Source organism: Rhodovarius sp., from assembly GCF_040399605.1.
Classification (GTDB): Bacteria; Pseudomonadota; Alphaproteobacteria; order Acetobacterales; family Acetobacteraceae; genus Rhodovarius; species Rhodovarius crocodyli_A.
The window spans coordinates 1-15,116 of the sequence record NZ_JBBARU010000076.1; the positions used below are offsets into that span (position 1 = coordinate 1).

12 protein-coding genes are annotated in these 15,116 nt (G+C 63.0%); 5 read left to right on the top strand and 7 right to left on the bottom strand.

Features of this window, described 5'->3' with window-relative positions; translation table 11 throughout:
- Positions 1 to 559: hypothetical protein (locus tag ABWP84_RS15440; protein WP_353212937.1), on the bottom strand; the 559-nt coding region annotated here is incomplete at its 3' end.
- 388 nt (positions 560 to 947) lie between these two features.
- Here ABWP84_RS15440 and ABWP84_RS15445 point away from each other — a divergent pair.
- The gene (locus ABWP84_RS15445; RefSeq protein WP_353212938.1) at positions 948 to 1,739 is read left to right on the top strand and encodes a hypothetical protein; all 792 of its coding nucleotides are present in this window, start codon (positions 948 to 950) and stop codon (positions 1,737 to 1,739) included.
- A 319-nt stretch (positions 1,740 to 2,058) separates the two neighbouring features.
- Here the strand turns inward: ABWP84_RS15445 and ABWP84_RS15450 are convergent, their stop codons facing one another.
- The 3 genes from ABWP84_RS15450 to gtdA all read right to left on the bottom strand — a co-directional run bounded on the left by ABWP84_RS15450 (position 2,059) and on the right by gtdA (position 6,244).
- Complete coding sequence (locus ABWP84_RS15450) at positions 2,059 to 3,324, bottom strand: tyrosine-type recombinase/integrase (protein WP_353212939.1); 1,266 nt, start codon at positions 3,322 to 3,324, stop codon at positions 2,059 to 2,061.
- Positions 3,325 to 3,487: 163 nt separating this feature from the next.
- Positions 3,488 to 5,050 (bottom strand): glutamine-hydrolyzing GMP synthase, encoded by a 1,563-nt coding sequence (gene guaA, locus ABWP84_RS15455; protein ID WP_353212948.1) that lies wholly within the window; start codon positions 5,048 to 5,050, stop codon positions 3,488 to 3,490.
- Between the two features lie 150 nt (positions 5,051 to 5,200).
- A complete protein-coding gene (gene gtdA, locus ABWP84_RS15460) occupies positions 5,201 to 6,244 on the bottom strand; it encodes a gentisate 1,2-dioxygenase (RefSeq protein WP_353212940.1) in 1,044 nt (347 codons plus the stop codon).
- A gap of 248 nt (positions 6,245 to 6,492) precedes the next feature.
- Between gtdA and ABWP84_RS15465 the strand changes: the two genes are divergently transcribed.
- The 3 genes from ABWP84_RS15465 to ABWP84_RS15475 all read left to right on the top strand — a co-directional run bounded on the left by ABWP84_RS15465 (position 6,493) and on the right by ABWP84_RS15475 (position 12,551).
- Entirely contained in the window at positions 6,493 to 7,710 is a 1,218-nt protein-coding gene (locus ABWP84_RS15465) for an NADP-dependent isocitrate dehydrogenase (RefSeq protein WP_353212941.1), read from the top strand.
- 133 nt (positions 7,711 to 7,843) lie between these two features.
- On the top strand, positions 7,844 to 11,839 hold the full coding sequence (locus ABWP84_RS15470) for an ExeM/NucH family extracellular endonuclease (protein WP_353212942.1): 3,996 nt from the start codon (positions 7,844 to 7,846) through the stop codon (positions 11,837 to 11,839).
- A 46-nt stretch (positions 11,840 to 11,885) separates the two neighbouring features.
- Positions 11,886 to 12,551: a DUF599 domain-containing protein gene (locus tag ABWP84_RS15475; protein WP_353212943.1), complete on the top strand. Its 666-nt coding sequence runs from the start codon at positions 11,886 to 11,888 to the stop codon at positions 12,549 to 12,551.
- A gap of 4 nt (positions 12,552 to 12,555) precedes the next feature.
- On the opposite strand, the gene ABWP84_RS15480 is transcribed toward ABWP84_RS15475, so the two are convergent.
- Positions 12,556 to 12,867, bottom strand: a complete 312-nt coding sequence (locus ABWP84_RS15480; RefSeq protein ID WP_353212944.1) for a P-II family nitrogen regulator — start codon at positions 12,865 to 12,867, stop codon at positions 12,556 to 12,558.
- A complete protein-coding gene (locus ABWP84_RS15485) occupies positions 12,864 to 13,811 on the bottom strand; it encodes a sodium-dependent bicarbonate transport family permease (RefSeq protein ID WP_353212945.1) in 948 nt (315 codons plus the stop codon). The genes ABWP84_RS15480 and ABWP84_RS15485 overlap by 4 nt, the downstream gene beginning before the upstream one ends.
- 399 nt (positions 13,812 to 14,210) lie before the next feature.
- Between ABWP84_RS15485 and ABWP84_RS15490 the strand changes: the two genes are divergently transcribed.
- Positions 14,211 to 14,483, top strand: coding sequence for a hypothetical protein (locus ABWP84_RS15490; protein WP_353212946.1), 273 nt, complete (start codon positions 14,211 to 14,213; stop codon positions 14,481 to 14,483).
- A 9-nt stretch (positions 14,484 to 14,492) separates the two neighbouring features.
- On the opposite strand, the gene ABWP84_RS15495 is transcribed toward ABWP84_RS15490, so the two are convergent.
- Positions 14,493 to 15,116, bottom strand: a 624-nt coding sequence (locus ABWP84_RS15495) for a pyridoxine 5'-phosphate synthase (RefSeq protein ID WP_353212947.1), incomplete at its 5' end; no start/stop codon positions are given.

Sequence of the window (15,116 nt, forward strand, 5' to 3'; positions counted from 1 at the left end):
TCCGATACGGTTGGAAAACCTTATCTCGGTGTCCACCAAACCGGCAGCAGGCCAGATTGCCACGGGCGGATTGAATGACGGCTTCGAAGCCGCCCGCATTCTTAACCTCCGTAGTAACGTCGTCAGCGGATACGATGGCGATGTTGTCGAAGCGGTCGATGACCCACTCAAGCGCGCGGCGCACTCGGGACGCGTGGCTCTCATCGCCAACACGGCACAGATCGGCCACGAGCTTGACGAACGCAAGGAGGTCGCCCGTCTCACCCGTGAGGGTGATGGAGACGAGGGCGCCCTTCTTCTTTTCTGCGACCTGCTGAGGCGATTGCTTGCTCACCCTGTCGTTGTGGGCTGCGACCTGCCGCGCGAACCACTGCTTGTTGTCAGGTGGGGCCGATGGGAACACCATATGTCGATAGGCGAGATAGAGGCGCGCGAGCGCATCAGTGCTGGCGCTCTTGACGGTGCCGAACGCCGCACGAACCTGATTGAGTTCGGCGAGTAAGTCCTTTTCGGTCATCGGCTGGTGGTTAGGCTCGTTGGGCTTGTCGTTCGGGTCCATGTCTCTCTCCGTCTGGGTTCAGCCCTCGCTGAATGCCAAGGGCGTCGCGACGGGCGTTGCTGCGCCCTTCGCTGACGGAGCCGAGATAGAGCGGCTTAGCTCGAATCCGTTCTAACTGGCTTCTTGCTAGCCTTTCGGGTTAACATGCCGTATGGCTAAGGCGCGGCAGCAGCATCCCAGATCAGGCACATATGAATACCTGAGTAATATCAGTAAGAAGAGATATCGGATTGAAATTGAAGTAGACTGGAGATATGAGTATTTTTTTGATTGTCTCCAGATAAGCCCTAGCTATCGCCTTGCTAGGCTAATCGAGAACGGTAAGTTAGCGAAAGACACATCGCAGCTTCCATCTGATTTCGATTTGGTAGAGGCGACATACTAGCGGTTGGGCGACGTACATCGGACCTATTTCCAAGAATGGTGGGTCAAGCGAGCACAATTTCAGTTTGGCGCATCTGTGTCTGCCCAGCCGAAGGTCCTTTTGAACATTGGCCAGGGCGTGACCGCTGGACTTAGTTCCGTAGCGCGGCTCACGCAGGAACTTGACCAGTATCTCGCGAAAGACAGGCCTATTCAGGGGATGCCCGGAGTGCTGGTTGTGGCGCTCCCGGCCACAACTGACCGGCGGAAGCTGCTGCGCGATCTTGATAAGATGCTCGCTGCGACAGTGCCGCCGGAGCCCAGGGAAGCGCGCCCGCATGCCATGGCGTTGGAGCAGGCCAAGATACGGGAATTTACGCTGAAGATGGCGCTACGCGTCCTGCGCGCCCGTGCCAGCTACCCCAGCGAAAAACTATACGAGACCGGCAATCGGACCAAGGTTTCGCCCGCGCTATGGACCGATCCGGCCCGCGCTCGAAAGGATGGGCAGGACGACAAGCGGCGCACAATGGAAATCATGACGAGCCGTCACCTTTGGCGCGCCTATGTCCTGGCGGAGAATGCAGCGAGGGGCCGGTTTCCGTCGCTTGAGCCACTCAAAGAGGACCCGAACAGGCCTGAGTTCGACTACGCGGTCCTGCTGAAAGATTACAGGCAGTACCTCGCTTGGGGGTGGAAACGGATTGCCGAGCTAAAGGAGGAGCGGCGGCTGGAGGCTGTTCGGAAGGCAGGCCGAGCTGCGCAAGCAGCACCGGCATCTGACCCAGCTACGGATGCTTCTGAGTCTCCCCCGTGAGGTGCGACTGAAGCATTTCGGGGCGCCGCACGGCATGAGCAGCAGCCGCGCAGCGATGCAAGATGCCAGACCCGATGAACCCTTCGACGAAGTCTAGCCGGGTCGGTCCCGTCGCGACTTGGCGGGTTCCTGCATGAGGACCAATTCGCTTGCGAGCGCATGGTGGCATCCCCTCTCGCCGCCGATCTTCGCCGCGCCCTCGTCGTCGGGGCGCGTGCTTCCCGTAATAGTGCTCAATCGTGTTGACGCCGCTGCCCATGTCCCGCGCGATGGTGAACGAGTAGGGTTCCTCCGAGATGTCCGCCCCATCGCTTAGCCCTCACTCGTCGTCAAGCTCATCCAGTCCATCATCGGCAATCTCATAGCCGGCAATGGCGTGCGAAACGCGCGCCTCATCGTTTAGGTGGAAATAGGTCCGTTCGATCTGTGCCACCGACGTGCCGCACATCTCGGCCACCTGCTGATAGCTCAAACCCGCCGTGATCCGCTCGGTGATGAAGTAGTGCCGAAAGCTGTAGGGGACGAGAGCTCGGTCGGTTCGGTCTATGCCGGCCAGCTGCAACACCTTGTCGAAATGGTAATAGAGTGCCCGCTTGGTGATTGGCGTCTTGCCGTCACTCGCGAAGACGGGCCGTCCTTTCTCGCTGTGATCGCCCGTAGTTGAGACGATGAGCTTGCGCCATCCCTTCAGATATCCGTCGTCTTGGAAATATAGCTCGCGGCTCTTTCGCGTTTTGCTGGTATCTGCTCGCACAGAGACATTCACTAAATTGATAAGCTTCTGTTTCTTTTTAGAAAAATGGCCCCGCCACCAGATATCGTGCCAAGTGAGCTGCATGAGCTCACCCACGCGAAGCCCCGACATCGCCGCCATTCGGAAGAACTGACTGGCTGCGCTACGCATCAGCCATTCGCGCTCCTCCAAGCCCTGTGCCTTCCGGTCGCAGTATTGGTCGATAGCTTGGTGGATGGCCGCGATCTCTTCATCGTCGAAAGTAGCGCGCCGGATAGCGTCGTCGCGCGTGTCAATTCGGGGCAGCTTGCGGAAGTCGAAGGCGTCAATGCGGGCTTCACCGCGTTTAAACAGCCAATCCATCATCGCGTTGATGGTGCTTTGCTCGTTCTGCACAGTGACCTGCCGCGCTGCGGTGCGGTCGGCGCCCTTCACGCGGAAATGGAAGTAGCTCTCGCAGTCGGTGCGCTCCATCTCCTTGAGCTTGGTGTCGCGCCCGATGAAGTCGAGCCAGTTCTTGAGGTGGGCCCGGATGGTGCCAAGCCTTCCCGGCACGATCAGCCCGACCTCAACGTCTTTCTGCCGATGCGCGACATACAGCTCGACAGCTTTCTTGGCGTCGATTGAGAAGTAGGTCTTGCCCTGCTTGAGGTTGGCGAGCAGCTCCAGATAAAGCTCCTTGCCCTTCTCGATAGCGGTTGTGCGATTGCGCGTTCCGAGACTGCGCCGGGCATACTTGCCTTCCTTTCGCAGCCACATCCTGAATTGCCAGTAGTCGCCGCGCTTGTAGACGATGGCCTCGTCAAAAATGAGGACTTCATCCTCGTCAAAGTCCTGCTTTTTGATGACCATGCGCTGGTGCCCGAGCCACTATGTTTTGGAGTAGCTACAAAAATGTGCAGCTTTCCGTGCAACATTGCGCAGGCACCCGCTGAAAAGCAACGAGAAGTTTAGGGCTGTGAAACTTGTGTGTAAGTATTTTATCTAGCAATTACAAATCACTAGGATATTTTCTTTACTCCCACTCAATCGTCCCCGGCGGCTTACTGGTGATGTCATAAGTCACCCTGTTCACCCCCCGCACCTCATTGACGATCCGCCCCGCCACCCGGGTCAAAAACTCCATCGAGAAGGGATAGACATCGGCCGTCATCCCATCCGTGCTCGTCACCGCCCGCAGCGCGCAGGCCATGTCATAGGTCCGGCCATCGCCCATCACCCCAACCGTGCGCACCGGCAGCAGCACGGCAAAGGCCTGCCAGATCGCGTCATACAGCCCGGCAGTGCGAATCTCCTCAAGGTAGATCGTATCCACCTTTCGCAGCAAATCAGCCTTCTCCCGCGTCACCTCGCCGGGGATGCGAATGGCCAGGCCCGGCCCCGGGAAGGGATGGCGGCCGACAATCTCCTCGGGCATGGCCAATTCGCGCCCCAGCGCCCGCACCTCATCCTTGAACAGGTCGCGCAGCGGCTCCACCAGCCGCATGCGCATCCCCTCAGGCAGACCGCCCACATTATGGTGTGATTTGATCGTCACCGAAGGCCCGCCAGTGGCCGAGACGCTCTCGATCACATCGGGATACAGCGTGCCCTGGGCCAGGAAATCGGCGCCGCCCAGCTTGTGCTGCTCGGCCTCAAAAACCTCGATGAACAGCCGGCCGATGGTTTTGCGCTTGATCTCGGGGTCGGTCACGCCGGCCAGGGCGCCGAGGAACAAATCGCTCGCATCCACATGCACGAGCTTGATGTTGAAGCGGTCGCGAAACGTCGCCACCACCTGCTCGCTCTCATTGGCCCGCATCAGGCCGTGATCGACGTAAATGCAGGTCAGTTGATCGCCAATCGCCTCATGGATCAGCACCGCCGCCACCGAGGAATCAACCCCGCCCGACAGGCCACAGACCACCCTCCCCTGCCCCACCTGCGCCCGGATGCGCGCCACCGCCTGGGCCCGATAAGCGCCCATGGTCCAATCGCCACTGCAACCGCAGACATCATGGGTGAAATTCTTCAGCAGTGCCGCGCCATGCGGCGTATGCACCACCTCGGGGTGAAACATGGTGCCGTAATAACGCCGCGCATCATTGGCGATCAGCGCGAAGGGCGCGCCCTCGCTCTGCGCCACCACGCGAAAGCCCGGCGGCAGAATGGTGATGCGATCACCATGGCTCATCCACACCGTCTCGCGCGCGCCCTTGGCCCAAACGCCCTGGGTCAACGCGCATTCACCGGTTACCTCCACCACGGCGCGGCCGAATTCGCGGGCATGGCCGCCCTCCACCACGCCGCCCAATTGCGCGGCCAGGGTCTGCTGGCCGTAGCAAATGCCCAGAATCGGCAGGCCCATCTCGAAGACCTCCGCCGGCGCGCGGGGGCTTTCGCCCTCGGTCACCGAGGCGGGGCCGCCGGAGAAGATGATGCCGCGCGGGTTGAAGCCGGCAATGCGTGCGGCAGCGGCGTTGTTATAAGGCCATACCTCGCAATAGACGCCGCTTTCGCGCACCCGGCGCGCGATGAGCTGCGTCACCTGGCTGCCGAAATCGAGGATGAGGATGCGGTCTTGCGTCGTGGGTGCCATGGCGGTTTTCACCACAAAGCACCCTGAGCATCAACCACGGCCGGGCTGTTTCGCGCCATGCAGCGCGAGGACAATGGTGCGAGGGGCGGATCATACCCCGCCATGCGGCAGAAATTCAGCCCATGATGCATGGGCGGAGGTAAAACCCGCTCATGCCTCGCGGAACAGGCCGAGTTTCTCCTGCGCCGCACGGTCAGAATAGGCGAAGAGCACCAACTCGCTCCCGGCCTCAAGCACCAGCTCGGCCCAGCTGGGCACCACCAGCAGGTCACGCGGGGCAAGGCTATGCGCGACGCCATCCACCAGCGCCTGGCCACTCCCCTCCACCACGACAAACACGGTGCCATCCGTCGCCCGCCGCGGCCTTGTGGCGAAGCCGCTGGGCAACAGGCGGACATGGGCCGAGATGGTGGGCATCACCGGCCCGCCATCGGCGGGGTTGCGGAATTCCAGCGCATGGCCAAGGGCGGTATCGGGCATCTCGCTGCGCGCCATCAGGCCCAGGCTCTCGCGCCATTCAGCATAGGGGTAGTGAAACAGCGGCTGGGCCTGCGGCCGGCGGGCGGCGGCGCTGCCGAGAAAGGGGCGGAGGTTGCGGCCATAGCGCGCCGCGGTATCGCCCGCGGCCGCGGTGGCCGGGTGCTCGCCGCCCATGCGCTCGGCGAAGCTGGCGGCGTAAAACCGCACCGTGGGGATATCGAGGCCGTCAAGCCAGATCATCGGGCTCGCGCTATCATTGCCATGGTCATGCCATTGCCAATTGGGCGTCAACACCAGGTCGAAGGGACGCATCACCGCGCGCTCGCCATCGACGGCGGTATGGGCGCCCTCGCCTTCCATGACGAAGCGTAGCGCCGATTGGGTGTGGCGATGGCAGGGCGCCACCTCACCGGGCAGAATCAACTGCAGCCCGGCATAGAGGCTATTGGTGATGGCGGAAGTACCGGCCAGCCCTGGATTTTCGAGGATCAGCACCCGCCGCTCCGCCTGCTCGGCCGAGATCATACCGCCGGCGCGCAGCAGATATTCCCGCGCCGAGGCATAATCCCAGCGCCAGGCACGCGCCGCGGTGCCGGGCTGCGGCGTCACAAGCGCATGCAAAACCTCCCAAAGCGGGTAGAGGCTCTGCGGCCGCATCTCGGCATAAAGCGCCTCCAGCGCGGCCCGCTGGCTATCGGGTGTAGGTGTGTCCATACCACCAGATTAAGCCCTCAGCCGGCCGGTCGGAAGCGTGGTCTGCCCCATAACCCAAGCTGCGTGCAGCGGCGGCGGCTTGTGCTGCACTGCACCCGGTGCGATTGTCTGGACCGTTCAAAGACGTACCCGAATGCCCGGCCCCGGCCAGGCGGCGGGGCCGGGCCGGGATACGGCAACATCGCAATGGGCCCTCTCGAACAGGCCCTCGGAAGCAGTGCGCCGCAATGGCGCCAAGAGGAATGGCAATGGCGAAGATCAAGGTCAAAACCCCCGTCGTGGAGATGGATGGGGATGAAATGACGCGGATCATCTGGGGGTTCATCAAGGACCGCCTGATCCTGCCCTATCTGGATATCGACCTGAAATACTACGATCTGGGCGTGGAATACCGCGACCAGACCGATGACCAGGTGACGGTGGACGCGGCGAATGCCACCAAGCAATACGGCGTGGGCGTGAAATGCGCCACCATCACCCCCGATGAAGCCCGCGTGGCCGAATTCGGCCTGAAGAAGATGTGGCGCAGCCCCAACGGCACCATCCGCAACATCCTCGACGGCACGATCTTCCGCGAGCCGATCATCTGCAAGAACGTCCCCCGCCTGGTGCCGCATTGGTCCAAGCCGATCGTGGTGGGCCGCCATGCCTTTGGTGACATCTACCGCTCGGTGGAAGCCAAGATCCCCGGCCCCGGCCGCGTCTCGATGACCTATACGCCGGCCGATGGCGGCGCGCCTGTAGAGATGGGCGGCTTCGACTTCCCCGCCACCGGCGGCGTGGCGATGGGCATGCACAACCTCAACGCCTCGATCGAGGGCTTTGCACGGGCCAGCCTGAATTACGGCCTGAGCCGCAATTTCTCGGTCTATTTCAGCCACAAGAACACGATCCTGAAGGCCTATGACGGCTCCTTCAAGGACATCTTCCGCCATGTCTATGACACCGAGTTCAAGGCCCGCTTCGAGGCTGCCGGCCTCACCTATGAGGACCGGCTGATCGACGACATGGTGGCCTCCGCCCTCAAGTGGGAAGGCGGCTATGTCTGGGCCTGCAAGAATTACGATGGCGATGTGCAGTCCGACATCGTGGCCCAGGGCTTTGGCTCGCTCGGCCTGATGACCTCGGTGCTGCTCTCCCCGGATGGCAACACGGTCGAATCCGAGGCCGCGCATGGCACGGTGACGCGCCACTACCGCGAGCACCAGAAGGGCCGTGAGACCAGCACCAACCCCATCGCCAGCATCTTCGCCTGGACCCGTGGCCTGGCCTATCGTGGCAAGTTCGATGGCACGGCCGATGTGGTCGATTTCGCCAATGCGCTCGAGGCCGTGTGCATCGAGACGGTGGAAGCCGGCGACATGACCAAGGATCTGGCCGCGCTGATCGGCAAGGACCAGCCCTGGCTGAACACCCAGGCCTTCCTCGCCAAGCTCGATGAGAACCTGAAGAAGAAGATGGCCTGAGCCATCGGCCCGCCTGCGCGCGCCACCCGGCGCGCGCAGGCTTCACGGGATTGTAGCCCGTACGTCACCAATCAGACATTAACGCTTCATTATTAACTATTATGACTAGGAAATCATTTCCCAGGATTTCCTTATGTCGTTCAGCTCCAGTTTTCCGATTGATTTCGCCGGCTTTACCGCCGCTGGCTTCCAGCCTGTTCCGGCCTCCGGGCAACTCGATTCGGATATCTGGCGCATCCAGGGCTTCTCCGACAATGCGGGGCTGCTGGATTATGGCGCCACCGTTACAACCACTGGCGACTATGGCCGCGGCACACTCACCGGGGACCCGAGCACGGCTGGAATCTACGCCGCCAATACCGGCCTGACCGGGGTTGGCGCCGCCTTTATCATCCAGCCCACCGGAGCGGAATTCGGCACCACGCCCGGCACGATCACGCTGCGGGTGCAGTACACCGGTCCCACTTCGCTCTCGGCATTCACCTTCGATTACGACGGCATCTACCGCAACAACGCCGACCGTTCGGTCGCGGTGAATGTGGCCTATGCTGTCGCTTCGGTGCCAACCCAACCCGCCAGCTTCTCCAGCAATATCGAAGGCCTCAGCTTCACCACGCCCCAGGCGCTGACCACCAGCGCCGGTTGGACCCAACTCGACCTCGCTGCCCAGACCATCAACGCCACTGTCAACCCATACGACTATATCTTCCTGCGCTGGCAGATCGGCGACAATGGCGGCACTGGCAGCAGAGACGAGGTAGGCTTCGACAATATCCTGATCTCCGCAGGCAGTGGCGGCGGTGGCGGCGGCACCCCCACCATCAGTCTCGCGCCCACCACCATCTCGCTGGCCGAGGGCAATACCGGCAGCACCGCCTACACCTACACCATCACCCGCAGCGCCACCGCGCCCGGCGATGCTGCGGTGAGCATCACCATCACCGGCGGGCCAGGCTTTGACCTGACCGACATCGCCTCCGTCACCCTGGGCGGCGTGGCCATATCGGACTTCACCCTGGGCACCGCATTTACCGCCTCCCTGTCCGGCGCCGCCACCTCGGCCGTGCTGGTGGTCAACATCCTCGGCGATACCGCCATCGAAGCTGATGAGGGCTTCACCGTGGCGCTCAGCAACGCGGCCTCGGGCTATACGCTAGGCACCGCCTCGGCCACCGCCACCGTGCTCGATGACGACGCCACCACCACCGCCATCAGCACCATCCAGGGCGCTGGCACCGCCTCGCCGCTCGTTGGCAAGACCGTCACCATCGAGGGTTTGGTTACCGGCGATTATCAGAATGGCGATGGCGATACGGCGCGCAACCTGCAGGGCTTCTTCGTCCAGATGATCTCGGGCGATGGCAACCCGCTGACCTCGGACGGCATCTTCATCTACCAGACCGATGGCGCCTCCGGCCCTGGCACCAACGTCAATGTCGGCGACATCGTGCGGGTGACCGGCGTGGTGACGGAAGCCTACAATCAGACTGAGCTTGTGGTCGGCACCTCCACCAGCGCCATCACACTGGTCACCGCGGGTGCCTATACGCCGGCCCAGGTGAGCAGCATTTTCGCGCTCGACGTGAACCTGCCCGCCACCGGCACCATCACCGCGGGCGGTCGCGTATTGCCCGACCTGGAATTCGCTGAGGGCATGCTGATCCGCCTGCCGCAGAGCATGACCATCACCGAAATGTACAACCTCGACCGCTATGGCGAGGTGCGCGTGGCCCAGGGCGGCCAAGCCACCCAATTCACCCAGACCAATGCGCCCAGCGTGACGGGCTACAATGCCTATTTGAACGACCTCGGCGCGCGCTCGCTGCTCATCGATGATGGGCTGAACGTGCAGAACCCCAACCCCGCCACCTTCCTGGGCAATACATTGGCGACCGCCACCGCGCCGCAGATCGGCGACAGTTTTTCCGGCCTCATCGGCAATCTCGGCTATGATTTCAACGAGTATCGCCTTCAGGCCTCCAATAGCCCGGTGATCATCGATACCCAGCCGCGTGCCGCCGCCCCAGGGCGGGCCGATGGCGACATCAAGCTGGTCTCCACCAACCTGCTGAATTACTTCGCCACCCTCGACACCGGCACCACCGCCACCACCGGCCCAAACAACGCCTTCGAGCCGCGCGGCGCCAACAACACCACGGAATTCGCCCGGCAATCGCAGAAGCTCTACACGGCTCTTACCCAGCTCGATGGCGACCTCATCGTGGTCAATGAGCTGGAGAATAACGGCTTTGGCGCCGGCAGCGCGATCAAGACGCTGGTCGATGGCTTCAATTCCGCCCTCGGCACCCCGGGGCGCTGGAGCTATGTCGACCCAGGTATCACCTACCTGGGCGGCGATGCGATCAAGGTCTCCATCCTCTACCGCACCGACAAGCTGGCCATTGCCACCGGTTCGACGGTGCAGGTGCTCGACGACACCGACATCCCCGGCCTGATCACCGCCAAACTGCTGCCAACCAATTTCCTGTCGCAAAGCTCAATGGGTGCTGTGTTCAACGGCACCAACACCAGCCGCGCCGTGCTGGTCACCAGCTTCCAGCAGATCGGCAGCGGCGAGGCCTTCACCGTCGCCGCGATCCACAACAAGTCCAAATCCGGCACCGGCACCGGCCTCGATGCCGACCAGGGCGATGGCGCCGGCAATTGGAACAACCAGCGCCTGCTGGCGACCCAGGCGCTCGACGCCTTCCTCAAGACCAACCCAACTGGCATCAATGATCCCGACAAGATCATCATGGGCGACTTCAACAGCTACGCCCAGGAATTGTCGATGAAGAACCTGACCAATTCAGGCTACAGCAACCTCATCGAGGACTTTATCGGCAATAACAACGCAGCCTCTTACGTCTTCGACGGACAAAAAGGCTATCTCGACGCCGCCTTCAGCAGCCAGTCTCTCAAGCCCTATATCCGCACGGTGGATGAGTGGCGGCTGAACTCGCCCGAGGCCGATGGCATCGACTACAACACCGATTTCGGCCGTTCCACCAATATCTTCGACGGCACACTGCCCAACCGCTATTCCGACCATGACCCGGTGGTGGTCAACCTCAAGCTCGATCCGGCCTTGCTGCTGAACCGCGGCGGGGCCACGGTGGATGTGGGCGACAATGTCGCAACCCTCAGCCTCCTTGCCCAGGTGGGTGACACAATCACCATCCGTAAGCCCGCCGGCATCAATGACGGACCGATCGCCACCATCAAGCACAGCGATGTCACCATCGACGCGCCCAACGGCTATGATGGGGTGTTCCTGCTCGCCGAGGGCCAGGCGAATCTAGGCTCGAAAGGCTCGGGCAATATCACCCTCAACGGCAATGCCGGCGCCAATATCCTCACCGGCAATAGCGGCGACAACCAATTCACCGGCGGCGCTAGCGACGACACTATCAACGGCAGCACAGGCAACGACACGGCCAACTTTTCCGGCAGCCAGGGCCAGTACCGCTTCGGCCTGCGCGATGCGGCGCTGACCATCAGCGGCCCGGACGGCCGCGACCATCTGCTCAATGTGGAGTTCGTGAAGTTCGGCGCCGCCGCTGCAATCTCCCTCGCCTCCGTGCAGGGCAGCGCGGCCGACCAGGGGCTTATGCTGGTCAACCGCAATGGCCGCGACAGCTATGAACTGCCAGACCTCTACACCGGGCCGGTGGCCGGGCTGCAGAACCAATTGCTGGGCAGTGACCAAAAAGAAATCGTCCTGGGCACCGAGAAGGCGGATTTCATCAATGCCATAGGCGGCGATGACGCCGTGGATGGCGGCGCTGGCAATGACGTGATCGATGGCGGCCTGGGCTCCAACTTCCTTGTCGGCAGCGCGGGGCTGGACCAGTTCTTCCTCGATGGCCGCGGTGCTGCCGCCGCCAATACCTGGTCCACCATCACCGACTGGCAGGCCGGTGAGACAATGACGCTCTTCGGCTACCAACCGGGCATCAGCAGGCTGCTCCGCCTAGACGCCGACGGCACCGCCGGCTTCAAGGGCGCGACCATGCATGCCGATCTTGACGGCAATGGCCTGATCGACACCTCGATCACCTGGGCCGGTATCGCCCAGGCGCAATTGCCGGAAGCGCAGTTCGGCGCGGACTACATCTTCTTCGGCTGACACAGCGGCCCCTGCCGCCCATTCCGGTTCAGGCTATACCGACGCCATGACCTATTTCGACTGGACCGCGCTGGCGGTCTTCTTCGCCTGCTGGACCGGCTATGCTGCGGTAACCGACCGCGTAGGCACGATCCAGCGCCAAAGCGTGATCGCGGCGATGGACGAATATCGCCGGCGCTGGATGCTGGCGCTGCTCGAGAGGTCAAACCGCGTCAGCGATACCGCCATCATCGGTAACCTGATGACCAGCACGGGTTTTCTCGCCAATACCTCCATCTTCATCCTCGGTGGCCTGGTGGCGTTGCTCGCCTCGCCCGATCTGGGCCGGCGCGTGCTGGCCGCCCTGCCCTGGGCCGAACCGCCGGGCAGCGACGCCGCCTGGGAGATCCGCGTGGTGCTGCTCATGCTGATCTTCGTGCGCGCCTTTTTCGAACTGACCTGGGCGCTGCGACAATTCAATTACTGCTCGATCCTGATCGGCGGCGTTGGCATGGGCACGGAATTCACTCCCCAGGCGGAGGTCGCGGCCAAAGTGGCCAATCGCGCAGCACGGCATTTCAACACCGGGCTGCGGGCCTATTATTTTGGCCTCGCGGCGCTAGCTTGGATCATTCATCCTGCGGCGCTCATCGCCGCCAGCCTGCTGGTGCTGCGCGAATTATACCGGCGCGAATTCAGAAGTGCGGTGCGCGATGCGCTGCGCGAAGGCTAGCGCCTCAGAACCGCTCCGCCCTTAACACCGCGCAATCCGAGATCGAGACAATGGCCGGCCGGGCCCCCAGCAATTCCTGATGCGCATCCAGCACCGCATCGGCCACCGCGGCACTGGTGATGCAAAGGATCAGCACATTGTCGAGCACACCCGACAAATCGCCGCTATGGCGCAGCCCATTGCGGCCGCGGCCACGGGTGACGGGCAGCACCGTCCAGCCCTTGGCGCCCAGCCGATCCAGAAGATCGGTCACCGCCTCGGCCTGCACCGCTTCCACGATGATCTCGATGCGTTTGCGCGCGGTAGTATCCATCATGTTCCTGCCGCCCAGAGATAGAGGGGAATGCCAATCAGGATATTGAACGGGAAAGTGATGGCAACCGATAGGGTCACATAGATCCCCGCATCGGCCTTGGGCACCGCCATGCGCATGGCCGCCGGCACGGCGATATAACTGGCCGAGGCCCCCAGCACGACCAGCAGCGCATGCCCACCGGCGGAAAGCCCGCTCAGCAGCCCCAGGCCCCAGCCACAGCCCGCGCCGAAAAGCGGCATAAGCAGTGCAAAGGCAATGAGATTATACGGCAGCCCCCGCCCCGCCGCGCGCAGTTGCCGCGCCGCCATCAGCCCCATTTCCAGCAGGAACAGGCATAACGCGCCGGGAAACAACCCCTCGGCGAAGGGCGCAAGCTGCGCCTTGCCCGCCGGCCCGGCAATCCAGCCAATGGCGAAACTGCCCAGCAGCAGCACGACCGAGCCGCTGAGAAACACCTCCCGCGCCAGGCGGCGGGAGAACAGCCCCGCGGTGCTGCCGCGCGCCAGCAGCAGGGCGGTGATGATGGCGGGCGTTTCCATCGCCGCCAGCACGGCGGGCATGAAGCCCTCATAGGCCACGCCCCGGCTGGCCAGAATACCGGCCGCAGCGGCGAAGGTGACAACGGAGACCGAGCCATAATGCCCCGCCACCGCCGCCGCCGTCTCACGATCCAGCGCAGAGGTGGCCCGCAGCGCAGCGAAGGCGGGCAGCGGCAAGAGCAGCGACAGCGCCACGCCTGCAGCCAGCGCCGGCCAAAGCCCCTCCGTCGCCCCCGGCAGCGAAATGGCAGCGCCCCCCTTCAGGCCGATCACCACCATCAGATACAGCGACAAAGCCTTGGCCAGCGCATCCGGCACCGCCAGATCGCTGCGCAGCGCACCGGCGGCGAAGCCGAGGGCGAAGAACAGCACAGGCGGCGGCAGTAGGGCGGCAAGATCCGGCATGCACGGGCCATTAGCCGGCCTGGTTCGGCTTGCAAAGCGAACCCAGAGCATGATGCGTTGAGGCGGCATCGCCGAAAACGCTGAATCATCATCTGAGCAAAGGCTGGGCCACGCGGCGTGGCCCAGAGCATGATGCGTTGAGGCGGCATCGCCGAAAACGCAGAAGCATCCTCTCAGCAAAGGCTGGGCCACGGGCAGTGAACGCATGTGAGCGCAGCATGGCCCAGCCGCCCGGCAACTCGGCACTTGCTATTGCCGCGACAAAGGCGGTTCCATTTGCCCTCAAAATGGAGGAATCGAATGCCGCCGCAATGCGGGCACACCAGGGCCGACCGGGAGATGCTGGATCACACGATCCAGAGACTGACAGAGCTATCCAGCGGCGGCTTTGCCGAGCGCATGCGGCTCGACACCGCGGCCAGGCTGCTTGTGATTATCCATCGCGTGCTGCGCCTGCGCGCCGCGGGGCTGATGCGCGCGCCCGATCCCTGGCCGGTCCCGCGCGACGAATGGCTGGCGCTGGAGCGGATTGGCGCGGGCTGGAACCCTGACGAGATGACCGCCAGCGAATTCGCCAGCGACCTCGAACCCGCCGATGTGACCCTGCTGCTGGAACTCTGCCCAGCCTGGGCACAGATGGTGCGGGCCAAGCTGGGGAGCCTGCCCCCATGATGGGCCGGCTCAGCCACCCCTATTCTGGGCGATGATGGATTTCATCCGGGCGATGGCAGCCGGCAGCCCCTCGAAAACGCTGGTCGAGATGAGAAAATGGCCAATGCTGACCTCGATAATGCCGGAGATGGCGGCAATCGGCCCCACCGTATCGTAGGTCAGCCCATGGCCGGCATGGCAATGCAGCCTCTCGCTTGCGGCCACCCCTGCGGCGGCGACAATGCGGGCGAGTTGCGCCGCGCGCTGATGCGGCGGCCCCTCGGCATAGGTGCCGGTGTGCAATTCAATCGCCTGGGCGCCCAATTGCCTGGCAGCCGAGATGGCTGCCGCGTCGGGTTCGATGAACAGGCTGGTCTCAATACCGGCCGCGTTCAGCCGGGCGATGGCCTCGGCGAGGAAAGGCCCGGCATTGTGGACATCCAAGCCCCCCTCGGTGGTCAATTCGGCCCGCTTTTCCGGCACAATGCAGCAGGCCTGCGGGCGCAACCGCTCCGCCATGGCGACCATTTCCTCGGTTGCCGCCATTTCGAAATTCAGCCGGCATGGCAGCTCGGCCGAAATGCGCTCCAGATCATGGTCGCGAATATGGCGGCGATCATCGCGCAAATGGACGGTGATACCATCAGCGCCCGA

What these genes read in the sequence shown, in the direction of transcription:
- ABWP84_RS15480 (WP_353212944.1), bottom strand. Translation starts at nt 12,867, where the DNA reads ATGATGGATACTACCGCGCGCAAACGCATCGAGATCATCGTGGAAGCG.
- ABWP84_RS15490 (WP_353212946.1), top strand. Translation starts at nt 14,211, where the DNA reads ATGCGGCTCGACACCGCGGCCAGGCTGCTTGTGATTATCCATCGCGTG.
- guaA (WP_353212948.1), bottom strand. Translation starts at nt 5,050, where the DNA reads ATGGCACCCACGACGCAAGACCGCATCCTCATCCTCGATTTCGGCAGC.
- ABWP84_RS15470 (WP_353212942.1), top strand. Translation starts at nt 7,844, where the DNA reads ATGTCGTTCAGCTCCAGTTTTCCGATTGATTTCGCCGGCTTTACCGCC.
- gtdA (WP_353212940.1), bottom strand. Translation starts at nt 6,244, where the DNA reads ATGGACACACCTACACCCGATAGCCAGCGGGCCGCGCTGGAGGCGCTT.
- ABWP84_RS15485 (WP_353212945.1), bottom strand. Translation starts at nt 13,811, where the DNA reads ATGCCGGATCTTGCCGCCCTACTGCCGCCGCCTGTGCTGTTCTTCGCC.
- ABWP84_RS15465 (WP_353212941.1), top strand. Translation starts at nt 6,493, where the DNA reads ATGGCGAAGATCAAGGTCAAAACCCCCGTCGTGGAGATGGATGGGGAT.
- ABWP84_RS15450 (WP_353212939.1), bottom strand. Translation starts at nt 3,324, where the DNA reads ATGGTCATCAAAAAGCAGGACTTTGACGAGGATGAAGTCCTCATTTTT.
- ABWP84_RS15475 (WP_353212943.1), top strand. Translation starts at nt 11,886, where the DNA reads ATGACCTATTTCGACTGGACCGCGCTGGCGGTCTTCTTCGCCTGCTGG.